A 23,779-nucleotide genomic window follows, 5' to 3' on the forward strand; every position below is an offset into this window, starting at 1 on the left:
GTAGGACGCGCCGCTGGCGCCGCTGTAGCCGGGCCGCGGCGAATCCGCGGGCCGGGGGGCGGCGGGCGCTGCGGCCGCCTGCGGCGGCGTGCCGGCCGCGGACTCGGGCCGGGCGGCGGTTTCGAATTCGTCTTCGTCCTGGCTCGCCGGCGTGACCGCGGAGGATCCGCCGGTCTGCGCCAGCGTCTGGCCGACGGCGTGGGACACGAAGCGGTGCACGGCGCCGCTGTCGCGGAAGCGCACCTCGTGCTTGGCGGGGTGGACGTTCACGTCCACCGCGGCCGGGTCGATGTCCAGGAACAGCACGTAGGCGGGCTGGCGGTCGCCGTGCAGCACGTCCGCGTAGGCGGCGCGCAAGGCGTGGCTGACGGTGCGGTCGCGGACGTAGCGGCCGTTGACGTACAGGTACTGACGGTCCGCCCGGGCGCGCGCCGCGGTGGGGCGGGTGATCATGCCGGCCAGGCTGACGTTGCCCACAGAGTGCGACAGCAGCAGGCCGTGCTCGGCGAATTCCGCGCCCAGCACGTCGCGGATGCGCTGGGGCGGCTCGGCGGGGAGCCATTGCCGCTGCGCGCGGTCGTGGTGGAACAGGCGGAAGGCGATCTGCGGATGCGCCAGGGCGATGCGCTCCATGGCGTCCACGCAATGGCCGAACTCGGTGGCTTCGGAACGCAGGAACTTGCGGCGGGCCGGCACGGCGTCGAACAGCTGGCGCACGTCCACCGTGGTGCCGGGCGGGCCCGACGCGGGGCTGACCTGCATGCTGCCGGCGTCGATCTGCCAGGCATGCTCGCCGTCGCGGGTGCGGGAAATGATGGTGACCTGGGCCACGGAGGCGATGGAGGCCAGGGCTTCGCCCCGGAACCCCATGGAGGCCACCGATTCCAGTTCGTTCAGCGAGCGGATCTTGCTGGTGGCGTGGCGCGCCAGCGCCAGCGGCAGTTCCTCGGGCGGGATGCCGCCGCCATCGTCGGTGACCGCGATGCGGCGGATGCCGCCGCCTTCCAGGCGCACCTCGATGGCCCGGCCGCCCGCGTCGATCGCGTTCTCAAGGATTTCCTTGAGCACGGAGGCGGGGCGCTCGATGACCTCGCCGGCGGCGATCTGGCTGATCAGCAGGTCGGGGAGCGCAAGAATGGAGCGGCGTTCGGTCATATTGCTGGCATTTTCTGGCATGGCTGTGCCGATGATTTTAGCGTCATGGGCGGGTGGGCTATATTCGCTGACACTTATTCCATTCCCACCGCAGGGTTGCTTCAATGCTTGAGTTCTTCAATATGGTCCTCCACATCGACCAGACGCTGGGCGTCTGGGTCGAGCAGTATGGGGTGTGGGTGTACCTGGTGCTGTTCCTGATCGTCTTCGCGGAAACGGGGCTGGTCGTCCTGCCGTTCCTGCCGGGAGACTCGCTGCTGTTCATCGCGGGGGCGTTCGGCGCGACGGGCCATATCGATCCGCTCTTGATGGGGGGCCTGCTGATCGTCGCGGCGATCACCGGCAATACGGTCAACTACGCCGTGGGGCGCTACATCGGGCCGCGCGTGTTCTCGATGAACCTGCGTTTTCTCGACCGCGGCGCGCTGATGCGCACGCACGCGTTCTACGAAAAGCATGGCGGCAAGACCATCGTGATGTCGCGCTTCATCCCGGTCGTCCGGACCTTCGCGCCCTTCGTGGCGGGCGTGGCCGACATGTCGCTGGCGCGTTTCCAGCTGTTCAACATCCTGGGCGCGCTCATCTGGGTGGTCAGCCTGGTCGCCGCGGGCTACTTCTTCGGCAACATCCCGCTGGTGCGCGAACACCTGAACACCATCGTGCTGCTGGGCCTGGCCGCCGCGATCGTGCCGGTCGTGGGGGCGGGGCTGTTCAAGCTGGTCAAGGCGCGCCGCGGCGCGCGCTGAACCGCCGCCCGCGCTCTGGCGCGGCGGCGGAAAAAAGGCGATGCGCGGAAACCGCGCATCGCCTTTTTTTATCGGCCGGAAGCCGGCCCTAGCTGACGTCGCCCAGCCGCGCCAGCGGCGGATTGGCGGTGAAGTAGCGTTGGATGCCCGTCATCATGGCCTGCGCCAGCTTGTCCTGGTGCGAGGTGCTGCGCAGCAGGGCTTCTTCCTGCGGGTTGCTGATGAAGGCGGTCTCGACCAGCACGGACGGGATGTCCGGCGCCTTCAGCACGGCGAAGCCGGCCTGTTCGACGCTGTTCTTGTGCAGGCGGTTGATCTTCTTGATTTCGTCCAGGAAGGCGCTGCCGACCTTCAGCGAATCGTTGATCTGCGCGGTGGTGGACAAGTCCAGCAGCACCTTCGCCACCTGGCGGTCGTGGCTGCCCAGGTTGACGCCGCCGATCAGGTCGGCCGCGTTTTCCTTGTCGGCCATCCAGCGCGCCTGCGTGCTGGTGGCGCCGCGCTGCGACAGCGCGAATACCGAGGACCCATTGGCCGAGGGCTTGATCCAGGCGTCGGCGTGGATGGAGATGAACAGGTCCGCGCGCACGCGGCGGGCCTTCTGCACGCGCACGTGCAGGGGCACGAAATAGTCGTCGTCGCGCGTGAGATAGGCGCGCATATAGGGCTGGCTGTCGATCAGCGCCTTCAGGCGCCGGGCGATGCGCAGCACCACGTCTTTCTCGCGCAGGCCGCTGCTGCCGATGGCGCCCGGATCCTCGCCGCCATGGCCCGGATCCAGCGCGATGGTCAGCATGCGCTGCTTGCCGCGGCTGGCCGTGGCCGGCGGGGGCTTTGGGGTGGACGGCAGGGCCGGGGCGGGCTGCTGGCCCTGGACGCGGGGCGGTTCGGGCGGGTCCGCGCGGGTTACCGGGTTGCGCTGGATGTCTTCCAGGATGCGCGCCAGCGGATCGTCCACGTCGGGGCCGCTCTGCTTGTTCAGGATCGCGATCAGCGGGTCCTGGGCGATTTTCGGGTACAGGTCCAGCACCAGCCGGTACTGGTAGTCCGCCACGGGCTTGAGCGTGAATACCTGCGGCGCCACGGGCTGCTTCAGGTCGAACACCAGCCGCACCACGTTGGGGCGGTTCTGCGCCACGCGCAGGCTCTGGATATAGGGGTCGTCGGGGCGGACCTTGGAGACCAGGTCGTTCAGGGCCGCGCTGATGGTCAGCCCTTCGATGTCCACCACCAGGCGGTGGGGATTCTCCAGGGTGAATTGTTCAGCCTTGAGCTCGCTGTCGAGTTCAAGCGTGACCCGGGTGTATTCGTCGGCCGGCCAGGTGCGCACGGCCAGGATCGTCGCCGCCTGCGCCAGGCGCGGCAGAACCGGCAGGACGAGCAGGGTGGCGGCGACGCTGATCAGGCGGCGCCGGGTGGCGCCTGCCGAGGGGAGGGCGCCGCTGAGGGCGGGGGGACAATCGCGTTCAACCATGTTTGTCCTCGGGCGGTGTACGCGGTCAGGGTGGCGTCACGTCCTTCGCCCACATAGGCTAGGGAAATCAGCAGGTCGGGAGGGGGCAAAAGGCCCTCTGCCCGCTCAGGCCATTCGATCAAAACGACCGCGTCGTCACGCAGCAAATCCCGGAATCCTGCGTCCAACCATTCGCGCGAATCACTAAATCTATAAAAATCAAGGTGATAGAAGTATAAGTTAGAAACTTTATAGGATTCAAGCAGCGCGTAGCTCGGACTTTTGATTCGCCCTGTGATGCCGCATTCCCGCAACAGCGCCCGGGTGAAGGCCGTTTTCCCTGCGCCGAGGTCGCCCTGGAGGTGGATACACCCCCCCGCCAGGCCGGTATCGCGGCCGGAAACCAGGGGGGCGAGCTGCCGCGCCAGCGACTCCGTGGCGGCTTCGTCGGGCAAGTGCAAGGTCAGGCTGCAAAGAGGGGCGGACATGGCGCGGGGCGAGTGGTAAAAACGGTGGAGGAAACACGGACGTTCGCGCAATTATAGGAATGCGGGTTTCTGCTAATCTAGTAGTGATTGTCATTCTCAACTAAGCCGTGGCTGGCGCGCTTGCCGCCGGCCACCATCGACGTTGCCACGGAGTTGTACGCGCCATGAAGACCCGCATCGAAAAAGACACGTTTGGCCCGATTGAAGTGCCCGAAGACCACCTCTGGGGCGCCCAGACGCAGCGCTCGCTGCATTTCTTCGCAATTTCCACCGAGAAGATGCCGGCGCCGCTGATCGATGCGATGGCGCGCCTGAAGCGCGCGGCCGCCAAGGTCAACGCCGACCTGGGCGAACTGGACCCGAAAATCGCCGACGGCATCATCCGCGCCGCGGACGAAGTGGTTGCCGGCAAATGGCCCAACGAGTTTCCGCTGTCGGTCTGGCAGACCGGTTCCGGCACCCAAAGCAACATGAACATGAACGAGGTGCTGGCCAACCGCGCCTCCGAGCTGCTGGGCGGCGTGCGCGGCGAAGAGCGCAAGGTCCACCCGAACGACCACGTGAACCGCGGGCAGTCGTCCAACGACACCTTCCCTACCGCCATGCACGTGGCGGCCGCCGTCCAGGTGGAACACCACCTGCTGCCCTCGCTGAAGGCCCTGCGCGCCACGCTGGCCGCCAAGAGCGCCGCGTTCTACGACATCGTCAAGATCGGCCGCACGCACCTGCAGGACGCCACGCCGCTGACCCTGGGCCAGGAACTGTCGGGCTACGTGGCCCAGCTGGACCTGGCCGAGCAGCAGATCCGCGCCACCTTGTCCGGCCTGCATCAGCTGGCCATCGGCGGCACCGCGGTGGGCACCGGCCTGAACGCGCATCCGCAGTTCAGCGTCAAGGTCGCCGCCGAACTGGCGCACGCCACCGGCACGGCCTTCGTGTCCGCGCCCAACAAATTCCAGGCGCTCGCCTCGCACGAAGCGCTGCTGTTCGCGCACGGCGCGCTGAAGTCGCTGGCGGCCGGCCTGATGAAGATCGCCAACGACGTGCGCTGGCTGTCCAGCGGCCCCCGCTCGGGCCTGGGCGAGATCAGCATCCCCGAGAACGAGCCGGGCAGCTCCATCATGCCGGGCAAGGTCAACCCGACGCAGTGCGAAGCCATCACCATGCTGGCCGCGCAGGTCATGGGCAACGACGTGGCGATCAACATCGGCGGCGCCAGCGGCAATTTCGAGCTGAACGTCTACAAGCCGCTGGTGATCCACAATTTCCTGCAATCGGTGCGCCTGCTGACCGACGGCATGGCCAGCTTCGACAAGCACTGCGCCGCCGGCATCGAGCCCAACCTCGAACGCATCGCGGAACTGGTGGACCGCTCGCTGATGCTGGTGACGGCGCTGAACCCCCACATCGGCTACGACAAGGCCGCGCAGATCGCCAAGAAGGCGCACAAGGAAGGCCTGTCCCTGAAGGAGTCGGCGCTGGCGCTGGGCTACCTGACCGAGGCACAGTTCGCCGAATGGGTCGTGCCGGCTTCGATGACGAATAAGTAGCCCCCACGCTGCGCGCGCTTTGCGCGCTTGCTGCCCCCCGAGGGGGCTGCGCCGCCTTGGGGCGGCCCGGCGGCGGCGCGGCTATTTTTGCGACGCACTGTAAAACAGGCTTCTTTCTCAGGCATTTTCTACGCGCTTGCAGCTCCGAAGGGGGCTGCGCCGCCTTGGGGCGGCCCGGCGGCGGCGCGGCTATTTTTGCGACGCACTGTAAAACAGGCTTCTTTCTCACGCATTTTCTACGCGCTTGCAGCTCCGGAGGGGGCTGCGTCGCGTTGGGGTGGCTTGGTGGCTGCGCGGCTATTTTTGCGACGCACTGTAAAACAGGCTTCTTTCCCACGCATTCCCTACGCGCTTGCAGTCCCGGAGGGGGCTGCGCCGCGTTGGGGCGGCCCGGCGGCGGCCCAGGAACCAAGCCTCGCTTCAGACTTTGTCGCCGACCCATACGCCGTCCCGCCCGAGGGGGGGGACGTGCGCCGACCGCCTGCGCTCAGATTCTGATCAACCGGCCAGCAGCAGCCAAGCCGGGATCGTCAGCGCGGAGAACAGCGTGCCCAGCGATATCAGCACCGCCACCATGCGGCCGTCGCCACCCATGCGCATCGCCAGCACGTAGGCGGCCGACGCCGTCGGCAGGGCCGCGAACAGCAGCAGCATCCGCGCTTCCAGCGGCGGCAGGTCCAGCAGGTCGGCCACCAGCAACGCCATGGCGGGCAGAACCACGAGTTTCACCGCCAGCATCCACCCGATCAGCGCGCCGTAGCCCTTGCCGCCTTCCCAGGACAGGCTGGCGCCCACGCAGATGATGCCCAGCGCGATGGCTGCCGCGCCCAGGCGGGCCAGCACCGTGTCCACGGGGCCGGGCAGTTGCAGGCCCGCGAGGTTGCAGGCCAGGCCCAGCAGCGTGGAAATCAGCAGCGGGTTGCGCGCCAGCTCGCGCAGGAGATTGTTGCCGCTGTGGCGCGCCAGGCCATAGACCGCCGCCAGATTGGCCATGGGCACCGCGAAGCCGACGATCAGCGCCATCACCGTCTGGCCCTGCGCGCCGCCCAGGCTCGCCGCCAGCGCCAGGCCGATATAGGTATTGAATCGATAGCCGCATTGCGCCGACGAGGCCAGCCCCAGCGACGAAGGCCGCAGCGCCAGGCCCGCGAGCCAGGACAGCGCCACGCCCGACCCGATGACGGCCGCCGTGGCCTGCAACAGCATGACGGCGTTGCCGGCCGTGATGGGCGTGCGGACGATGGCCTGGAACAACAGGGCGGGGAACAGGACGAAGTACACCAGCCGCTCGGTGCCGGCGAAAAATTCGCGTGAAAAACCCAGTTTGTGACGCAGCGCCCAACCCAGCGCGACCAGCATGAAATCAGGGAAAACCAGGAGGGCAACCGACATTGGGCAAGTACGTTTTGATGGGGGTCAACCGGGGATCGGCGCGCTATGCGACTGTAAGCATTTGCTGCTATTCTCCGTCATTCTGGCGGCCGCGTGTGCCACAAGCAACCTACAACAGCAGTGCGATTCGCCCAGCACCAAGCAGCGCGCCGCCACCGTCAATGACTGACCCGTCTACAGGCGGGCACATCAAACACGGCCCGTTTACATACGGGTTCGCATTATTGGAGGAAACACTTTTATGAACAAAGTCCGCTCCCTGGCCGCGGCCATCGCCCTGGCCGCCGGCGCCGCCGGTACCTTCGGCGTCTCGGTCGCCCACGCCGCCGATAAGTACCCGAGCAAGCCCATCCGCGTCATCGTTCCGTTTGCGCCCGGCGGTTCCACCGACATCATCGCGCGCCTCGTGACGCAGCGCATGAGCCAGGAACTGGGCCAGCCCATGGTCGTGGAAAACAAGGGCGGCGCGGGCGGCGCCATCGGCGCGTCCGAAGCCGCGCGCGCCGATGCCGACGGCTACACCCTGTCCATCGCGACCGTCTCGACGATGGCCGTGAACCCGGCTTGCCGCCCCAACGACCTGCCCTACGATCCGATCAAGGACTTCCAGCCGGTCACCAACTTCGCCAACACCGCCAACGTCGTGGCCGTGAACCCGAAGTTCCCGGCCAAGGACTTCAAGGGCTTCCTGGAAGAGCTGAAGAAGAACCCGGGCAAGTACTCCTACGGCAGCTCCGGCACTTGCGGCGTGCTGCACCTGATGGGCGAATCGTTCAAGATGGCCACCGGCACGGACATCGTGCACGTGCCGTACAAGGGTTCGGGCCCGGCCGTGGCCGACGCCGTCGGCGGCCAGATCGAAATCCTGTTCGACAACCTGCCTTCGTCGATGCCGCAGATCCAGGCGGGCAAGCTGCGCGCCATGGCCATCGCGTGGCCGGACCGCATCGAATCCATCAAGGACGTGCCGACCTTCAAGGACGCCGGCTTCCCGGTGCTGAACCAGCCGGTCTGGTACGGCCTGCTGGCCCCCAAGGGCACGCCGATGGAAGTCGTGAACAAGCTGCGCGACGCTGCCGTCGTGGCCCTGAAGGACCCGAAGGTCATCAAAGCGCTGGACGACCAGGGCTCCGCTCCGTCGGGCAACACGCCCGAGGAATTCGCCAAGGAAATCAAGGAACAGTACGACTGGGCGAAGGACGTCGTGAAGAAGCAGAACATCAAGCTGGACTGATGATGCGCGGGGGCGGGCATTGTCTGTCCCTCGGCTTCACCGCGTAACGGACCCCGGCGCCGCGCTTGCGGCGCGCCCAAGTTCCTTTCGGGGAGTGCGGGCAGTCCTGCAATAAAAACGGGCGCCTTCGGGCGCCCGTTGCTTTTGGCGAGACGCCGAGGATGTTCAGGCAGGCGGGGCGTCGAGCGCGGCCTGGCGCGCTTCGCAGCCGGCCCTGAGCCGCTCGATCAGGTCGCGGTGCAGCGCGGACAGGGGATCCTGGTTGCGCACCATGATGCTGATGGGCACGCGCAGCGGCGGATCCAGCCGCCGCAGGCTCATGCCCGGGCGCAGCATCGCCTGGGCCGTGATCGCGTCCACGATCGCGTCGCCGCAGCCGGCGTCGACCAGCGCGCAGGCCACGTAATGGGTCTGCACCTGGATGGCGACCTGCGGATCCAGGCCCTGCGCGTCGAGCGTCATCTGCAACAGGGCGCCGGAGGCGTCTCCGGCGTCCAGCACGATCAGCGTGTCGCCCGCCATGTCCGACAGCTCCGACAGCCGCAGCGGGCCCGCGCCCGGCTTGCGGCTCAGGTGCACGAGCTCCGTGTGGCCCAGGCCCATGCGGGTGAGGCCTGGGTAGTCGTTCGTGTCGAAGGTGATCGCCAGGTCCAGCTCGCGGGTCAACAGCCCCTGCACGAGCTCCGCGCTGTGATGCGTATGGATGTCGAAGGTGATGCCGGGTTGCGCGTCGCGGCTGGCGCGCACCACGCCCGGCAGCAGTCCCAGGCCGAGCGCGGGCGCGCAGCCCAGCCGCAAGTGCCCGTTGGGACGGTCTCGCAGGCTGGCGGCCAGCCTGCGCACGCTGTTGAGGTCCTGGTTCAGGCGCGCGACCTCGGGCGTGAGGATCTCGGCCTCGCGGGTGGCGACCAGCCGGCCCTTCACGCGCTCGAATAGATTGAAGCCCAGCTGGGCTTCGGCGTGCGCCAGCAGCTTGCTGGCCGCGGGCTGCGAAATGTGCAGCGCGGCCGCCGCCTCTGTCAGGGACCCGGTACGGCGGATCGCTTCGAAAATCTCGATGTGGCGCAGGCGCATGGCACGACGGGAAGCAGTGGACGGAAACACGGGATTCTATGCCGGATGCGTCCGCCGGACCCGTTGATATGATGGACGCCTGCCGGATTGCCGGCGCACATCGGAGTTCCACATGCGCGCATCCCGTCATGCCGCCGCGATCCTGCTGGCCGCCGCAATGGCCGCCATGCCCGCCGCCTGGGCGCGGACGCCGCCCGCGGCCGAGGACCTCAATCCGGAAGCCGCCAGCGGCACGCGGGCGCGCGAGCTGGCGCGGGCCTCGCACTTCATGATGGTGTCGGCCAACCCGTTGGCGACCCGCGCCGGCGATGAAATGCTGCGCCGGGGCGGCAGCGTGGTGGACGCCGCCATCGCGACCCAGCTGGTGCTGAATCTGGTGGAACCGCAGTCCTCCGGCATCGGCGGCGGCGCGTTCATGGTGCTGTATTCGGCCCGCGGCGGCCGCTTGCAGACCTACGACAGCCGCGAGACCGCGCCCGCGGCGGCGCGTCCCGACCGATTCCTCGACGCCCAGGGCAAACCGCTGTCTTTCGCGCAGTCCGTCAATAACGGCATGTCGGTCGGCGTTCCGGGCCTGCTGCGCGGCCTGGAACTGGCGCACAAGGAGCATGGCGTGCTGCCGTGGGCCGACCTGTTCCAGCCCGCCATCAGGCTGGCCGAGCAAGGCTTCGCCGTATCGCCGCGCCTGCACAAGCTGCTGGCCGGCAACAAGGCGCTGCCCCAGCAGGCCGCGGCCGCCGCCTATTTCTACGGGCCCGGCGGCGAGGCCTGGCCCGTGGGTCACATACTGAAGAACCCTGAATTCGCGCGCACGCTGCGCGCGGTGGCGGAGCATGGCGCGGACGCCTTCTACCAGGGCGACATCGCTCGCGACATCGTCGCCGCGGTCCATGGCCACGCCGTGCCCGGCGACCTGAGCCTGGCGGACCTGGCCGGCTATCGCGCCCGGACGCGGCCGCCTGTCTGCGGGGCCTATCGCGGCTATCGCCTGTGCGGCATGGGGCCGCCGAGCAGCGGCCCGCTCGCCGTGCTGCAGATGCTGGGCGAACTGGAGCAGTTCCCGATCGGCCGCTACGCGCCGGGCAGCGTCGAGGCGGTGCACTATTTTTCGGAGGCCGGCAGGCTGGCGTTCGCGGACCGCGATTTCTACGTGGCGGATCCCTCCTTCGTGCCGGTGCCAGTGAGCGCCTTGCTGAACCCGGCATACCTGCGGGCGCGGGGCGCCCTGATCCGGCCGGACCGCAGCATGAAAGTGGCGCTCCCTGGCGATCCCGAAGGCAAGCTGCTGTCCCTGGGCAAGGACGACGCGCTCGAACTGCCTTCCACCAGCCACCTGGTGGCGGTGGACCGCGAGGGCAACGCGCTGAGCATGACCACCACCATCGAAAGCGAATTCGGCAGCAAGATCTTCGTGCGGGGCTTTCTGCTGAACAACGAGATGACGGATTTCTCCTCGTCCTTCCAGGACCCCGAAGGCCGGCTCGTGGCCAACCGCATCGAACCGGGCAAGCGTCCGCGCAGCGCGATGGCGCCGATGATCGTGCTGCGCGACGACAAGCCCTACCTGCTGGTGGGCTCGCCCGGCGGCAGCGCCATCATCAACTACGTGGCCAAGACCCTGGTGGGCGTGCTGGACTGGGGGCTGGACATCCAGGCGGCCATCGACCTGCCCAACATGGGCAGCCGCAATAAGGAAACCGAGCTGGAGAAAGGCACGCCGCTGGAGGCCCTGGCGCCCGCGCTGGAGCGCATGGGGCATCCGGTGCGCATCACCGAGTTTCCCAGCGGCATCCACGGCATCGTGATCGGCGCCGACGGGCTGCAGGGCGGCGTGGACCCGCGCCGGGAGGGCCTGGCGCAAGGCGGCTGAGCAGCAACGCGTAGGATGGGTGGAGCGCGAGAATTCTTAAGCCAGAACCCCGACGCTCAACGCGCGAAACCCATCGGCCGGCGCAAGCCGGCATTGCGCTTGCCACGAAAAACGGCGGCTCGCGCCGGCCGAGGGGTAGAAGGCCGACGCTCAACGCGCGAGATTCATCGGCTGGTGCAGGCCGGGATTGCGCTTGCCACGAACGACGGCGGCTCGCGCCAGCCGATGGGTAGAAGGCCGACGCTCAACGCGCGAGATTCATCGGCTGGTGCAGGCCGGGATTGCGCTTGCCACGAACGACGGCGGCTCGCGCCAGCCGATGGGTAGAAGGCCGACGCTCAACGCGCGAGATTCATCGGCTGGTGCAGGCCGGGATTGCGCTTGCCACGAACGACGGCGGCTCGCGCCGGCCGAGGGGTAGAAGGCCGCTCAACGCGCGAGATTCATCGGCTGGTGCAGGCCGGGATTTGCGCTTGCCACGAAAGACGGCGGCTCGCGCCGCCCGATGGGTTGCGCGCGTTGGATACTTGGGTTCGTTTTTAAGAACTCTCGCGCTTCACCCATCCTACAGCCCCGGTGGTAGCTTGCGCAGCGCGGCGGGCGTGCGCGAGAGCTTGATCGGCGAACCCACGCCGCGGTAGTCGCCTTGCTCCAGCACCATGCCGCGATGCCGCGTATGCGGATGCGCCAGCGCCTGGTCCACCGTCAGCACGGCGGCCGCCGGCACGCCGCTGCGCAGCAGCCGGTCGGCCAGTTCGGCGGCGTCATGGCCGGCCAGCAGGGCGGACAGGTCGTCGCGCAGGGACTGGCGGTTGCGCAGGCGGTCGGCATTGGCGGTATAGCGCGGATCCTCGGCCAGCGCGGGCGCGCCCAGGGCCTGCGCCAGCTGCGCGAACTGCCGGTTGTTGCCCACCGCCAGGAAGATGGGGCCGCTGGCCGTGGGCAGGGTCTCGTAGGGCGCGATGTTCGGGTGCGCGTTGCCGCTGCGCGCGGGCACCTTGCCGCTGTAGAAATAATTGGGTGCATGCGGATGCAGCAGCGACAGGGCGCAGTCGTACAGGGTGATGTCCAGGAACTGGCCCAGGCCGCTGCGGCCGCGCTCGTTGAGCGCCAGCAGGATGGCCACCGCCGCGTTCAGCCCGGTCACCATGTCCACCACCGGCAGGCCCACGCGGGTGGCTTCTCCGTCCGCGTCGCCGTTCACGCTCATCAGGCCGCACATGGCCTGGGCGCAGGCGTCGTAACCGGGCAGGCCGCCCAGCGGCCCGTCCGAGCCGAAACCGCTGACCCGGCAGTGGATCAGCGCGGGAAACTCCCGGCTCAGCGTTTCGTATCCCAAGCCCCATTTTTCCAGCGTGCCGGGCTTGAAGTTCTCGACCAGCACGTCGGCGTCGGCCAGCAGGTGGCGCAGCAGCTCCTGGCCCGCCTCCCGGGACAGGTCCAGCGTCATGCCCTCCTTGTTGCGGTTCACGCCGATGAAATAGGAGGCGGTATCGCCCAGGAAGGGGGGGCCCCAGCCGCGCGTCTCGTCGCCGCCGGGCGGTTCGATCTTCAGCACCTCGGCGCCATGGTCGGCCAGGATCTGCGTGCAGTAGGGGCCGCCCAGCACGCGGGAGAGATCGATCACCTTGCAGCCCGCCAGGGCGCCGGGATTGGGTTGGGATGAAGCCATGCGGAATCCGTTCAGTCGATGGAAACGTGGGCGCTGGAGATGACCTCGCGCCATTTCGGAACTTCGGTCGAGATGAAGGCGGACAGGCCCTGGGGCGTCTTGTCCTGCGCTTCGACGATGCCCTGGCTGCGCAGCGTCTGGGCCACCTCGGGGTCGGACAGGGCGCTCTGGAAGGCCCGGTTCAGGGTCTCCACCACCGGGGCGGGCGTGTTCTTGGGCGCCACGATGCCGAAGAACACGCTGACGTCGTAGCCCGCGAGCCCCTGCTCGGACAGCGTGGGCAGATCGGGCAGCGCGTCGGAGCGCTGGGCGCTGGCCAGGCCGATGGCGCGCAGCTTGCCCGCCTTGACGTAGGGCAGCGCGGTCAGGATGTCCGTGAACGACATGGATACCTGTCCGCCCAGCAGGTCGTTGAGCGCCGGCCCGGTGCCCTTGTAGGGGATGTGCATGATCTGGGTGCCGGCCATGCGGTTGAACAGGATGCCGGCCAGGTGCGAGGACGCGCCGTTGCCCGAGGACGCGTAGCTCAGCTTGTCCGGGTTCTTCTTGGCGTAGGCGACCAGCTCCTGGAGGTTGTTGGCGGGCACCGAGGGGTTCACGACCAGGATGTTGGGCAGGTGGCCGATGCGGATGATGGGCGCGAAGCTGGTCTGCGGATCGTAGCCCTGCTTCTTGTACAGGCTGACGTTGATCGCCAGCGGCCCCGAGGTGCCGAACAGCAGGGTGTAGCCGTCGGGCTTGGCCATGGCCACGTATTCCGAGCCGATGTTGCCGCCCGCGCCGCTGCGGTTTTCGACGATGACGTTCTGGTTCAGCGGCTGCCTGAGCTTTTCCGCCAGCCGGCGCGCCAGCGCGTCGGTAGGGCCGCCGGGCGGGAAGGGCACGATCAGGGTGACCGGGCGTGCCGAAGGGTAGGCGTCGGCGGCCAGGGCGGGCGCCGCGGGAAGGGCCGCGGCGGCGGCCAGCAACAGGGGGGCGAGGTAGCGGTTCATGCTTGTCTCCAGTGGTGGATGCGCGCCGGCTGTGCCGCCGGCGTCGGTTTACAGCGCGTATTGCAGGATGGCCCGGCAAGCCGCGCTTTCGTCGGGCGGGATGGCGTAGGGATCGCGCGGACCCAGGCGGTGCAGCAGCACTTGGTCGGCCAGGCGCGCCCGGCTTTCGAGGCCCGGGGCGGAGGCTTCCCAGCGCAGGGCGGCCAGGGAAACGGCGTGGTACAGCAGCGATGCCGCCTGGCGGGCCAGCTCGGGGCGGTCGCCCTGCGCGGCGTGCTCGGCCAGGGCGTACGTCTGTTCCAGCGAGCTGGCCTGCAGCGCGGCCAGTTCGGGCGGGCAGGGCGCGCCCTCGGCCAGCAGGCGTTCGGCATGGCTGCGCAGCGCCGGCAGCGATCGCTCCTTGACGATGGCGCGCAGCACGTCCAGCGCCACGATATTGCTGGTGCCTTCCCAGATGGAGCCCAGGTGCGCGTCGCGCACCAGGCGCGGCTCGGTCCATTCCTCGATATAGCCGCAGCCGCCGCGCACTTCCATGGCATCGCCGGTGACCTTGCGCGCGTCGCGGCAGGCGCGGAACTTGATGAGCGGAGTCAGGATGCGGGCCAGCGCCGGATCGCCGCCGCCCTGGTCGGCGTCGGCCAGGGCGCGCGCCGTCTGGAACATGAGGCTGCGCGCCTGCTCGGCCCAGACCGTCATCTTGACCAGCTGGCGCTGCATCAGCGGCATGTCGATCAGGCGCTTGCCGAAGGCGCGGCGATGCTGCGAGAAGTAGACCGCCTCGGTGACCGCCCGGCGCATCAGGCCCGCGGCGCGCATGCCGTTGGACAGGCGCGAATTGTTGATCATGTCGGCCATCTGCTTGAAGCCGCGCCCGCGCTCGCCCACCAGCCAGGCCTGCGCGCCTTCCAGGCGGATCTCGCCGCTGGCCATGGAGCGCGTGCCCAGCTTGTCCTTCAGGCGCAGGATGCGGTAGCGGTTGTGTTCGCCGCCGGGGAGGTCGCGCGGCAACAGGAAGAGCGACACGCCCTTCAGGCCGGGCTGAGGTTCGCTGCGCGCCAGCACCATGGCGAAGCCGGCGTCCGGATTGGAGCAGAACCACTTGTCGCCGTAGAGGCGCCAGGTGCCGTCCTCCTGCGGCTCCGCCGTGACTTCCGTGGCGCTCACGTCGGATCCCGCGCCTTGTTCCGTCATGAACATGGCGCCTTGCCGCAGCGTGTCGAAGTCCTGGGAGGTGACCTGGGGCAGCACCCGCGCCACCAGCTCGGGGTCGCCGAACTTGCGCAGGGTGCGCGCCAGCGAATCCGTCATGCTGACCGGGCAGCACAGGCCGAACTCGGCCTGCACGAACAGGTGGCTGAGCGCGTACTTGGCGGCGGGCGGCATCGGCTCGGGCCAGCCCAGCACGCCGCCCCGGTGGGACAGCGCGGCCAGGCCGAATTCGCTGTAGGCCAGGCGTTCCAGCTCGACGTAGGCCGGATGCTTGTCGATGCGCGATTCGTCCGTGCCGGCGCGGTTGCGCACGGAAAGCGTGGGCGGGTGCTTGTCGGCCGTCGCCGCGAGTTCGTCCATGGCGCCGCCCGCCAGCTCGCCCAGCCGTTCCAGGTGGGGCAGCAGGTGGGCATGCAGGGCTGGCGGCAGGTAGCGCTGGCTGAGTCCGGCGGCGTACGGGTCCGCGCGGAACAGGTTCAGGCCGCGCGAATCGGGCACGGGCGTGGCGGTGGCGGGAGCGGTCTTGACGGGGGCATCCATGGCGGCATCCTGTGCAAAACGAAAGAGATGCCTTGATGGTGCGCAAATCGATTAATCTATACAAATACTGTTTTTGTGTAGAAGAATCCAAAAAAAGTATAGATCAAGGGGGACGGAACCATGGATCTGGACCCGCGCCTGCTGCGGTATTTCATTGCCGTGGCCGAAGAGCGCCATTTCAGCCGGGCCGCCGTCCGGCTGCACATCTCCCAGCCGCCGCTGAGCTACGCCATCCGGCAGCTGGAGGAGAGCGTGGGCGCGCGCCTGTTGAACCGCAGCAGCCGCCACGTGGAGCTGACCGACGCCGGGCAGGTGCTGTATCGCGAGGCCCTGACGCTGTTGCGGCAGGCCGAAGAAGTGCGCACCCTGGTGCAGCGCGTCGACGCGGGCCTGCGCGGCCGGCTGCGCATCGGTTTCGTGGGCTCCATGTTGTATCGCGGCCTGCCGGCGCTGCTCAATGCCATGCGGGCCGAGCTGCCCGACGTGGAGCACGTGCTGACGGAGCTGAACTCGCACGACCAGATCGAGGCGGTGCGCCGGGGCGAGCAGGACCTGGGCTTCATCCATGCCAATCCCCTCCCCAAGGGCGTGGAGGCGCGGGACCTGGTGGCCGAACCCTTCATGGTGTGCCTGCCGCAAGGCCATCCCCTGGCCGGCCGCGCGTCCCTGAAGCTGGCCGAGCTGGCGTCGGACGATTTCGTGTTCTTCGCCCGGGCGGCGTCGCCCAGCTATTACGAGACGGTGCTGTCCATGTGCGTCTCGGCGGGCTTCATGCCCGTCATCCGCCACGAGGTGCGGCACTGGCTGAGCGTGGCATCGCTGGTATCGCAGGGCCTGGGCGTGTCCATCGTGCCCGCCTGCCTGTCGCGCAGCGGCCTGGCGGGCACGCGGTTCATCGCGTTCGAGCACGCTGCCCGCTCGGTCAGCCAGGCGATCTGGCCCGGCGAGGCTCGTTCGCCGCTGCAGGAAAAGGCCGTGGAACTGATGGCGCGGCACTACGCCGGCGCGGGCGCCTAGGAGTACACTCGTTCAGGCCATGCCCTATCGATCGATCCAGCCGTTGACGCGCCGCAGGCGCTTCATCACCCGGCTGCGCCATTGCGGCCCTCCGGCGAAGCACTGAACCCCATCCGAGGGCGTTTCAGCTTCTTCTCCGGAGTCGATCGTGGACCTTCCCTTTTCATTTCATCCGCGTCTCTTCAGCGCGCTGCGCGGCTACGACCGCAGCCGTTTCCTGCAGGACCTGGGCGCCGGCCTCACGGTGGCCGTGGTCGCGCTGCCCCTGGCCATGGCCTTTGCCATCGGCTCGGGCCTCAAGCCGGAAGCCGGGCTGTTCACGTCCATCATCGCGGGCTTCCTGATCGCCTTGCTCGGCGGCAGCCGGGTGCAGATCGGCGGGCCGGCGGGCGCGTTCATCGTCATCGTCTACGACATCGTGCAGCAGTACGGGGTGGCCAACCTGATCATCGCCACCGCGCTGTCCGGCGTGCTGCTGTTCGTGATGGGGCTGCTCAGGCTGGGCACGCTGGTGCGCTTCATCCCGGTGGCCGTCATCATCGGCTTCACCAACGGCATCGCGGTGCTGATCGCGCTGTCCCAGGTCAAGGATTTCCTGGGCCTTTCGATAAGCGACATGCCGGGGGATTTCTTCGGCATCCTGGGGGCGCTCGGCGGCCATCTGTCCACGCTCAATCCCTGGGCGGCCGGGGTGGCGCTGGCCTCGCTGGCCTTGATCGTCGGCTGGCAGCGCTGGCTGCCGAAATGGGGCGGGCGGCGGGCGGCCAGGCTGGCGCGGGTGCCCGGATCCATTGTCGCGCTGGTCCTGGCCACGGCGGCGGTGGCCATGTTCGGGCTGCCGGTGGAGACCATCGGCAGCCGCTTCGGCGGCATCCCGGCGGCGCTGCCCGATTTCACGCTGCCGGCGTTCAGCTGGGAATCGGCCCGCTTCCTGCTCATGCCCACCATCACGCTGGCGGTGCTGGGGGCCATCGAGTCGCTGCTGTGCGCGCGCGTGGCCGACGGCATGATCGGCGATCGGCACGACCCCAACCAGGAATTGATGGCGCAGGGCATCGCCAACTTCGTCACGCCGTTTTTCGGCGGCATGCCCGCCACCGGCACCATCGCGCGCACGGTAACCAACGTGAAGAGCGGGGCCACCAGCCCCGTCTCGGGCATGGTGCATGCGCTGGTGCTGCTGCTGGTGATCCTGGCGGCCGCGCCGCTGGCCGCCTCGATCCCGCTGGCCACGCTGGCGGCCATCCTGATGTTCGTCGCCTGGAACATGGGCGAGTGGCGCGAGTTTGCTCGGCTCAAGACCTATCGGCTGCCCTACCGGGTGACGCTGGTGTCGGTGTTCCTGCTGACGGTGATCTTCGACCTGACGGTCGCGGTGGAATTCGGCATCTTCGCCGCCTGCATCACCTTCATCTACCGCATTTCCAGCCTCTCCCGCGCGGAACGCATCACCGCCGCGGAGCAGCCGCTGCTGGCTGGCCACGAGGGGCAAGTGGCGGTCTGGCGGCTGTATGGAACGGTGTTCTTCGGCGCCACCAAGCTGGTGGAGTCGCTGGAGGACCACCTGCCCGCGCGGGCGCTGGTGCTGGACCTGAAGAACGTGATCTACGTGGATTCGACGGGCGCCGAGGCGCTGGACGCCTTGAGCAAGGCTTGCGAAACGCGGCAGGTGCGGCTGATCGTCTCGGGCCTGATGGGGCAGCCGCTGGACATCGCGCGCAGGATCGGCTTGCTCAAACGCTTGCAGGGCCATCTGCAGCCCGACGTAACGAGCGCCACGGCCGCAGCCGTCGCGGCCATGGAGGCCGGCCCGAGCCCCTAGGAGGCCGGGCCGCGGGGTTCCGGCCTAGCGGAAGACGACCGTCTTGTTGCGGTTCAGCAGGATGCGGTGCTCGACGTGGCTGCGCACGGCGCGCGACAGCACCAGCGATTCGATGTCGCTGCCGACCTGGGTCAGGTCCTGGGCCGTCATGGTGTGGTCCACGCGCTCGATGTCCTGGTCGATGATGGGGCCTTCGTCCAGGTCGGAGGTCACGTAGTGGGCGGTGGCGCCGATGATCTTGACGCCGCGGGCATGCGCCTGGTGATAGGGGCGGGCGCCCTTGAAGCTGGGCAGGAAGCTGTGGTGGATATTGATGGCGCGGCCGTTGAGCGCGCGGCACATGTCCTCGGACAGGATCTGCATGTAGCGGGCCAGCACGACCAGGTCGATGCCTTCCTGCTCGACCAGGGCCAGCACCTGCCGCTCCTGTTCCGCCTTGGTGTCGGCCGTGACCGGCAGGTAATGGAACGGAATGCCGTAGGAGGCCGCCAGGCCGGCGTAGTCGTTGTGGTTCGACACGATGGCCGCCACTTCGGCGTGCAGGTGGCCGCTGTGCACCCGGAACAGCAAGTCGTTCAGGCAATGGCCCTGCTTGCTGACCATGATGAGCAGGCGCTCCTTGCGGCGGGCGTCGTGCAGCTTGAGCTCCATGCCGTATTCCTCGGACATCGCGGCCAGGCGGGCGCGGAGGTCCTCGGCGGCCACGCCGGTGGGGGCGTCGAAGTGCACGCGCAGGAAGAAGCGGCCGGTTTCCTCGTCGCCGAACTGCTGCGAATCCAGGATGTTGCAGCCCAATTCGAACAACAGGCCGCTAACGCGGTAGACGATGCCCGTGCGGTCGGGGCAGGACAGGGTCAGGATGTAGTCGTTGTGCTGCATGGTTCAGGAGGCAATGGGAAATGGAAATCGGATAACGGGCAGCCCCCTCGGGGGGCAGCAAGCAGGCGTAGCCTGCGCAGCGTGGGGGCACAACACTTTCATTGGTGCAGCCGGGCCAGCGTTTCTTCCGCCAGGGCCAGGCTGGAAGTCAGCCCCGGCGACTCGATGCCGAACAGGTTCACCAGGCCGGGAACGCCGTGCGAGGCGGGCCCGAGGATGGCGAAATCGGCGGCGGGCTCGTGCGGGCCGGAGATCTTCGGCCGGATGCCGGTGTAGCCGGGCGCCAGGGCATCGTCGGGCAGGGCTGGCCAATAGCTGCGCACCGCGGCATAGAACACCTCGGCGCGCGTCGGGTCCAGGGTGTAGTCCTCGGTGCCGACCCATTCCGTGTCGGGGCCGAATTTGGCCTGCCCGCCCATGTCCAGCGTCAGGTGCACGCCCAGGCCGGCATGCTGCGGCACGGGATAGATCAGGCGCGAGAAGGGCGCGCGGCCGGACAGTGTGAAATAGCTGCCCTTGCACAGGTAGTCGGTGGGAATGCTGGAAGCCGGCACGCCCTCGATGCGGCGCGCCAGCGCCGGCGCCTGCAGGCCGGCCGAGTTGATGAGCACGTTGCAGCTCAGGCTCATGGCCTCGTCGCCGCCGAATTGCAGGTCGAAGCCGCCTTCCGGACGCACGCGGCCGGACACCAGCGGCGTGTGGAAGACGCATTGGGCGCCCGCATTCTCGGCGTCGCCCTGGAACGACAGCATCAGCGCGTGGCTGTCGACGATGCCGGTGGACGGCGACGAGAGCGCGGCGGTGCATTGCAGCGCCGGTTCCAGACGCATGGCGTCTTCGCCGGACAGGAATTGCAGGTCGTCCACGCCGTTGGCGCGGGCGCGCTGCGCGATGCTCTCCAACTGCGCGGCCTGTTCCGGGCTGGTGGCCACGATGAACTTGCCCAGGCGCTTGTGGGGCACGCCGCGCTCCGCGCAATAGGCGTAGAGCAGGTGTTTGCCGCGCACGCACAGGCGGGCCTTGAGGCTGCCCGCGGGATAGTAGATGCCGGCGTGGATGACTTCGGAATTGCGCGAGCTGGTGCCGGTGCCGATGGCCTCGGTGGCTTCGGCCACCAGCACTTCGCGGCCGGACTGGGCCAGGGCGCGCGCGATCGCCAGGCCCACCACGCCCGCGCCGATGACGACGCAATCGATATCCACGCTCATGACGTTTTCCTTTCCGAGCGGTCGCCGGCGGGCGTCAGGTCGAAACCGCCCGCATGGAAAACCAGCGGCGGCTCGCCGCTGTGGCCGCAACGCTCGACCTGGCCCACCATGATGACATGGTCGCCCTCGACGTAGCGGCTGCGGTTGTGGCATTCGAACCAGGCCGCGCAATGGCCGTCCAGCATGGGCGTGCCGCCCGGCGCGTGGTGCACGGGCAGGCCGGCATAGCGGTCGGGAGTCTTGCCCGTGGCGAAGCGGCGCGCGAGCGCGATCTGCTCCGCGCCCAGCACGTTGACGACGTATCGCTCGCACTGCTCGAAGGCGGCCAGCGAGGACGAACTGCGCGACAGGCTCCACAGCACCAGCGGCGGGTCCAGCGACACCGAGTTGAAGGAACTCACCGTCAGCCCGATGGGCGCGCCATCGAGGCCGGCGGTGGTTACGACGGTCACGCCCGTGGCGTAGCGGCCCAGCGCGGTGCGGAAAAAAGCGGCGTCAAAATCAGGGGAGGAGGCGGTCATGCAATCGTGGATTGGGGCGGGCGCGCCGGGCGCCCGGCATCAAGGCGACAGGCGTTCGATCTTCCAGGCCGCGCCGTCGGCGACGTAGCGCAGGCGGTCGTGCAGGCGCGAGGGCCTGCCTTGCCAGAATTCGAAGGCGGTGGGCTTCAGGCGGTAACCGCCCCAGTGCGGCGGGCGCGGCGGCGCTTCGCCGAAGCGCTCGCGGAACTCCTGTTCGCGGGCTTCCAGTTCTGCGCGGGTGATGGGCTGGCTTTGGCGCGAGGCCCAGGCGCCGATGCGCGAACCGGCGGGCCGGCTGTGATAGTAGGCGTCCGATTCCTCGGCCGCCACTTTTTCCACCACGCCCTCGATCCGGACCTGGCGCTCCAGCGGCTGCCAGAAAAACAGCAGGCAGGCGCGCGGTTCGGCTTGCAGGTCCAGGCCCTTGCGGGATTCGTAGTTGGTGAAGAACGTGAACCCGTTTTCGTCGAAGCCCTTGATCAGGACGATGCGCGCGCTGGGCTGGCCGTTGGCGTCCACCGTGGCCAGGGTCATCGCGTTGGGCTCGGGCACCTTGGAGGCCAGGGCCTCGTCGAACCAGAGGGTGAATTGCGCGAACGGCGAAGCCGAGGCCTGGCTTTCGAGCAGGACGTTCTTCTCGTAACTTTGACGCAGATCAGAGACGGACATGGGCGTAAGGATTCAGCGTTGATAACAGGGAGTTTATACCGCCTGGAGGGCGGCCCCCCTATTGACCCCGCTCAGGTCCCCGGCAAGATCGCCCCCGTCCGGCGGGGCGGCGGCCTCAGGCGCCTTCCGGCAGGGAGTGCCCGTCCTGCTCCAGCAGGCGGGCGATGGTGTCCAGACGGGCGTCGTGGATGCCGGCCGCGCGCAGCGCCTGGGCGGTCTGCACGACGTAGTCGGTGCAAGGGCCATAGCGGCCCGCGGCGCGGCGCACGATGGCCAGCAGCTCGGGTTCGGGCAGGGCGCGGATATAGGCCGGATTGTCCCGGTTCATGATGAAGACCAGCGCCCGGACGTTGCCGTGCTCGGTGGCGCAGTTGAGCCAGCGGGGCAGGTAGGCGCCGGTGGACATCTCGCGCTCCCAGAGCGCGGGGAAATAATCGGGGACCTGGTTGCCCGCCAGCCGGTACACCACGCCCCGGCACGAGCCGCCCCGGTCCAGCCCGAACACCAGCCCCGGGCATTCCGGCGTGCCCCGGTTGACGCGGGACCACAGGCACAGCGCCCGGTGATGGCCGCGCAAGGTGGCGAGCCGGCGCTCCATGAAGTCGAAATCGGGGCGCCAGATCAGGGATCCGTACCCATATACCCACACATCCTCGCCGGACTGCCAGTGGCGCAAGGCCTCGTCCAGGGAGTCCTGCCGTTCCTGGGGGGTCCAGAGGCGAAAAGGCAGGCTGGCGCCGGGGATGCCGGCGGGAGGGGAAGACGGGATGTTCACGACTACGGTTTCCGGTCAGATTCGATCGGGGGATTGCGGTTGGCCCAGCCTCCGGCCATCAGGGCCAGGGAATAGGCCCAGAAGAGCGGAGCAACGCCAATTACCGCACCGAGCGCGCCGAAGGTCAACGGCAAGGAGACCTGGGAGCCGTTGATGAGGGCCATCCGCAGGCCCACGGCCTCGGCGGCGCGCCCCGGCGGCGAGTGCTGGTGCAACAGGGAAAGCATGCTGGGCTGGCAGCATCCCAGGGCCAGGCCCAGGATGAAAGACAGCACGATCAGGACCGTAACGTCGGTGAACAGGGGGTAAAACATGAAATCGATGGCCGCCGTCGCCATCGCCACGCGCACCAGGGTCCAGGAACGCACGCGGCGCTGGATCAGAGGCAATATGAGGCGGATGACGAAAGTTGCCGCCGCGAAGGACGCAAGAATGACGCCGATCGTGGTGGCGGACAGGCCGATGGCCACGCCGAAGATGGGCACGACGAACAGATGGGTGTCCCAGGCGCCGGAAAGAATGGTGTTCACCATCAGTATCCGGCGCAAGGCCGGCACCGCCAGCAATTCGGTAACGCGCCGCCTTTCCGCTTCTTTTGCGCCTGACAGCTGCGAATCCACCGCCTTCAATTGGTGACGCAATACGTACAGGCCGCCCGCCGACAGCAACGGGCCGAGCGTGAGCAGGCCGAAGGCCAGCCGGGTGCCCAGGTGGTCGATGGCGAGGCCGGCGATCAGCGGGCCGGAAAAGCCGGAGCCGGCCAGCGCCAGCGACATGAAGGAGAAATTGCGCAGCCGCTGCGTGGGTTCGGCGTGGCCCAGCAGGTCCTGGGTGGCGACCTGATGCAGCATGAAGCCGATGCCGATACAACAGGAGGCGATGAGCAGGGCCAGCTGCGTCTGGGAAATAAAGGGCAGCGCGGTGCCGACGGCGACGAGCGTGGTGCCGATGACCAGCGGCCGGACGATGCCGACGCGGTCGACCCAGCGGCCGGCGCGCACCGAGAACAGCATCGGCAGCACGGCGAACACCGCGACCAGCGTGCCGACCTTGAAGGTCGACAGCCCCATCTGGAGCGCGGTCAGCGAGACGGTGATGCGTCCCCCTGTCAGCGCCACGTGATTCATCATGGCCAGCAGGCACAAAAGCACCGCCCCGGAAAATTCCGGGGAACTGGGCGACGAGGAGGGGGATCTATGAGGAGTGGACACGGATACGGCTTAACTGCATTCATTCTGTCCATATCGTCGCCCTATGTCGAGGCTAGCGTGTTTTGCGCTGCCGCAATTGGCGCCATACTTCGATTTCACGATAGGCGTCATCTAAGGGCAAACTCGTATGCTTATGGTGCAAGATGGCGGCACGTTCGGCGCTTCTGCGCGCCGCGCCGCGGCGGCCGGGCGCGCCAAAGCGTTGTATCGTTCTTGCAACGGAACAATTGCGTGTCTCCTTGACGGCCGGCCCGCTTTACTGTTTTTCACCGTTTTGCCACAGATTGCCCATGGTTTGGGCG

Annotated in this window: 20 protein-coding genes; 6 read left to right on the forward strand and 14 right to left on the reverse strand. The window is 68.2% G+C overall.

What is annotated here, in order from left to right; genetic code table 11:
* Positions 1–1,155: DNA mismatch repair endonuclease MutL (gene mutL, locus ADE01S_RS24815; protein ID WP_156494263.1), on the reverse strand; the 1,155-nt coding region annotated here is incomplete at its 3' end.
* 104 nt (positions 1,156–1,259) lie between these two features.
* Here mutL and ADE01S_RS24820 point away from each other — a divergent pair.
* Positions 1,260–1,901, forward strand: a complete 642-nt coding sequence (locus ADE01S_RS24820) for a VTT domain-containing protein (protein WP_082775893.1) — start codon at positions 1,260–1,262, stop codon at positions 1,899–1,901.
* 88 nt (positions 1,902–1,989) lie between these two features.
* Here the strand turns inward: ADE01S_RS24820 and ADE01S_RS24825 are convergent, their stop codons facing one another.
* Both ADE01S_RS24825 and tsaE read right to left on the reverse strand, forming a co-directional pair.
* Positions 1,990–3,375, reverse strand: a complete 1,386-nt coding sequence (locus ADE01S_RS24825; RefSeq protein WP_062684412.1) for an N-acetylmuramoyl-L-alanine amidase — start codon at positions 3,373–3,375, stop codon at positions 1,990–1,992.
* Entirely contained in the window at positions 3,303–3,842 is a 540-nt protein-coding gene (gene tsaE, locus ADE01S_RS31380) for a tRNA (adenosine(37)-N6)-threonylcarbamoyltransferase complex ATPase subunit type 1 TsaE (protein ID WP_075873294.1), read from the reverse strand. Before tsaE ends, ADE01S_RS24825 begins: the two co-directional genes overlap by 73 nt.
* 164 nt (positions 3,843–4,006) lie before the next feature.
* Here tsaE and fumC point away from each other — a divergent pair, with 164 nt between their 5' ends.
* Positions 4,007–5,392, forward strand: a complete 1,386-nt coding sequence (gene fumC / locus ADE01S_RS24830; protein ID WP_062684413.1) for a class II fumarate hydratase — start codon at positions 4,007–4,009, stop codon at positions 5,390–5,392.
* Positions 5,393–5,890: 498 nt separating this feature from the next.
* Here the strand turns inward: fumC and ADE01S_RS24835 are convergent, their stop codons facing one another.
* Positions 5,891–6,784, reverse strand: a complete 894-nt coding sequence (locus ADE01S_RS24835) for an AEC family transporter (protein ID WP_062684414.1) — start codon at positions 6,782–6,784, stop codon at positions 5,891–5,893.
* A gap of 241 nt (positions 6,785–7,025) precedes the next feature.
* On the opposite strand from ADE01S_RS24835, the gene ADE01S_RS24840 reads away from it, so the two are divergent.
* Positions 7,026–8,018 (forward strand): tripartite tricarboxylate transporter substrate binding protein BugE, encoded by a 993-nt coding sequence (locus ADE01S_RS24840; protein ID WP_062684415.1) that lies wholly within the window; start codon positions 7,026–7,028, stop codon positions 8,016–8,018.
* Positions 8,019–8,183: 165 nt separating this feature from the next.
* Here ADE01S_RS24840 and ADE01S_RS24845 read toward each other — a convergent pair whose 3' ends face one another.
* On the reverse strand, positions 8,184–9,092 hold the full coding sequence (locus tag ADE01S_RS24845; RefSeq protein WP_062684416.1) for a LysR family transcriptional regulator: 909 nt from the start codon (positions 9,090–9,092) through the stop codon (positions 8,184–8,186).
* Between the two features lie 112 nt (positions 9,093–9,204).
* Between ADE01S_RS24845 and ggt the strand changes: the two genes are divergently transcribed.
* Complete coding sequence (gene ggt, locus ADE01S_RS24850; protein ID WP_062684417.1) at positions 9,205–10,962, forward strand: gamma-glutamyltransferase; 1,758 nt, start codon at positions 9,205–9,207, stop codon at positions 10,960–10,962.
* Between the two features lie 565 nt (positions 10,963–11,527).
* Here ggt and ADE01S_RS24855 read toward each other — a convergent pair.
* From ADE01S_RS24855 to ADE01S_RS24865, 3 genes are read right to left on the reverse strand one after another with little or no spacing between them, the layout of a single operon-like run.
* Entirely contained in the window at positions 11,528–12,634 is a 1,107-nt protein-coding gene (locus ADE01S_RS24855) for a CaiB/BaiF CoA transferase family protein (protein WP_062684418.1), read from the reverse strand.
* Between the two features lie 11 nt (positions 12,635–12,645).
* Entirely contained in the window at positions 12,646–13,626 is a 981-nt protein-coding gene (locus tag ADE01S_RS24860) for a Bug family tripartite tricarboxylate transporter substrate binding protein (RefSeq protein WP_062684419.1), read from the reverse strand.
* A 48-nt stretch (positions 13,627–13,674) separates the two neighbouring features.
* On the reverse strand, positions 13,675–15,375 hold the full coding sequence (locus ADE01S_RS24865; RefSeq protein ID WP_062684420.1) for an acyl-CoA dehydrogenase family protein: 1,701 nt from the start codon (positions 15,373–15,375) through the stop codon (positions 13,675–13,677).
* A gap of 120 nt (positions 15,376–15,495) precedes the next feature.
* Between ADE01S_RS24865 and ADE01S_RS24870 the strand changes: the two genes are divergently transcribed.
* On the forward strand, positions 15,496–16,392 hold the full coding sequence (locus ADE01S_RS24870) for a LysR family transcriptional regulator (RefSeq protein ID WP_062684421.1): 897 nt from the start codon (positions 15,496–15,498) through the stop codon (positions 16,390–16,392).
* A 148-nt stretch (positions 16,393–16,540) separates the two neighbouring features.
* Positions 16,541–18,214 (forward strand): SulP family inorganic anion transporter, encoded by a 1,674-nt coding sequence (locus ADE01S_RS24875; protein WP_062684422.1) that lies wholly within the window; start codon positions 16,541–16,543, stop codon positions 18,212–18,214.
* Between the two features lie 24 nt (positions 18,215–18,238).
* Here ADE01S_RS24875 and purU read toward each other — a convergent pair whose 3' ends face one another.
* The 6 genes from purU to ADE01S_RS24905 all read right to left on the reverse strand — a co-directional run bounded on the left by purU (position 18,239) and on the right by ADE01S_RS24905 (position 23,396).
* Entirely contained in the window at positions 18,239–19,093 is an 855-nt protein-coding gene (gene purU / locus ADE01S_RS24880) for a formyltetrahydrofolate deformylase (protein ID WP_062684423.1), read from the reverse strand.
* 98 nt (positions 19,094–19,191) lie between these two features.
* A complete protein-coding gene (gene lhgO, locus ADE01S_RS24885; RefSeq protein ID WP_062684424.1) occupies positions 19,192–20,301 on the reverse strand; it encodes an L-2-hydroxyglutarate dehydrogenase LghO in 1,110 nt (369 codons plus the stop codon).
* Positions 20,298–20,822 (reverse strand): flavin reductase family protein, encoded by a 525-nt coding sequence (locus tag ADE01S_RS24890; RefSeq protein WP_062684425.1) that lies wholly within the window; start codon positions 20,820–20,822, stop codon positions 20,298–20,300. The genes lhgO and ADE01S_RS24890 overlap by 4 nt, the downstream gene beginning before the upstream one ends.
* A gap of 39 nt (positions 20,823–20,861) precedes the next feature.
* Positions 20,862–21,491, reverse strand: coding sequence for a pyridoxamine 5'-phosphate oxidase (gene pdxH, locus ADE01S_RS24895; protein ID WP_062684426.1), 630 nt, complete (start codon positions 21,489–21,491; stop codon positions 20,862–20,864).
* A 115-nt stretch (positions 21,492–21,606) separates the two neighbouring features.
* Positions 21,607–22,260 (reverse strand): gamma-glutamylcyclotransferase, encoded by a 654-nt coding sequence (locus tag ADE01S_RS24900; protein WP_172600315.1) that lies wholly within the window; start codon positions 22,258–22,260, stop codon positions 21,607–21,609.
* Positions 22,261–22,268: 8 nt separating this feature from the next.
* Entirely contained in the window at positions 22,269–23,396 is a 1,128-nt protein-coding gene (locus ADE01S_RS24905) for an MFS transporter (protein WP_062684458.1), read from the reverse strand.
* Positions 23,397–23,779 lie beyond the last annotated feature (383 nt).

The sequence above is a fragment of the Achromobacter denitrificans NBRC 15125 genome, from assembly GCF_001571365.1.
In the GTDB taxonomy this organism is placed as follows: domain Bacteria; phylum Pseudomonadota; class Gammaproteobacteria; order Burkholderiales; family Burkholderiaceae_B; genus Achromobacter; species Achromobacter denitrificans.

Coding starts and splice junctions, on each gene's coding strand:
- ADE01S_RS24860 (WP_062684419.1), bottom strand. CDS start 13,626: ATGAACCGCTACCTCGCCCCCCTGTTGCTGGCCGCCGCCGCGGCCCTT.
- ADE01S_RS24855 (WP_062684418.1), bottom strand. CDS start 12,634: ATGGCTTCATCCCAACCCAATCCCGGCGCCCTGGCGGGCTGCAAGGTG.
- purU (WP_062684423.1), bottom strand. CDS start 19,093: ATGCAGCACAACGACTACATCCTGACCCTGTCCTGCCCCGACCGCACG.
- ADE01S_RS24870 (WP_062684421.1), top strand. CDS start 15,496: ATGGATCTGGACCCGCGCCTGCTGCGGTATTTCATTGCCGTGGCCGAA.
- ADE01S_RS24840 (WP_062684415.1), top strand. CDS start 7,026: ATGAACAAAGTCCGCTCCCTGGCCGCGGCCATCGCCCTGGCCGCCGGC.
- ADE01S_RS24820 (WP_082775893.1), top strand. CDS start 1,260: ATGCTTGAGTTCTTCAATATGGTCCTCCACATCGACCAGACGCTGGGC.
- ADE01S_RS24835 (WP_062684414.1), bottom strand. CDS start 6,784: ATGTCGGTTGCCCTCCTGGTTTTCCCTGATTTCATGCTGGTCGCGCTG.
- ggt (WP_062684417.1), top strand. CDS start 9,205: ATGCGCGCATCCCGTCATGCCGCCGCGATCCTGCTGGCCGCCGCAATG.
- ADE01S_RS24865 (WP_062684420.1), bottom strand. CDS start 15,375: ATGGATGCCCCCGTCAAGACCGCTCCCGCCACCGCCACGCCCGTGCCC.
- fumC (WP_062684413.1), top strand. CDS start 4,007: ATGAAGACCCGCATCGAAAAAGACACGTTTGGCCCGATTGAAGTGCCC.
- ADE01S_RS24890 (WP_062684425.1), bottom strand. CDS start 20,822: ATGACCGCCTCCTCCCCTGATTTTGACGCCGCTTTTTTCCGCACCGCG.
- ADE01S_RS24845 (WP_062684416.1), bottom strand. CDS start 9,092: ATGCGCCTGCGCCACATCGAGATTTTCGAAGCGATCCGCCGTACCGGG.
- pdxH (WP_062684426.1), bottom strand. CDS start 21,491: ATGTCCGTCTCTGATCTGCGTCAAAGTTACGAGAAGAACGTCCTGCTC.
- ADE01S_RS24905 (WP_062684458.1), bottom strand. CDS start 23,396: ATGATGAATCACGTGGCGCTGACAGGGGGACGCATCACCGTCTCGCTG.
- ADE01S_RS24825 (WP_062684412.1), bottom strand. CDS start 3,375: ATGGTTGAACGCGATTGTCCCCCCGCCCTCAGCGGCGCCCTCCCCTCG.
- tsaE (WP_075873294.1), bottom strand. CDS start 3,842: ATGTCCGCCCCTCTTTGCAGCCTGACCTTGCACTTGCCCGACGAAGCC.
- lhgO (WP_062684424.1), bottom strand. CDS start 20,301: ATGAGCGTGGATATCGATTGCGTCGTCATCGGCGCGGGCGTGGTGGGC.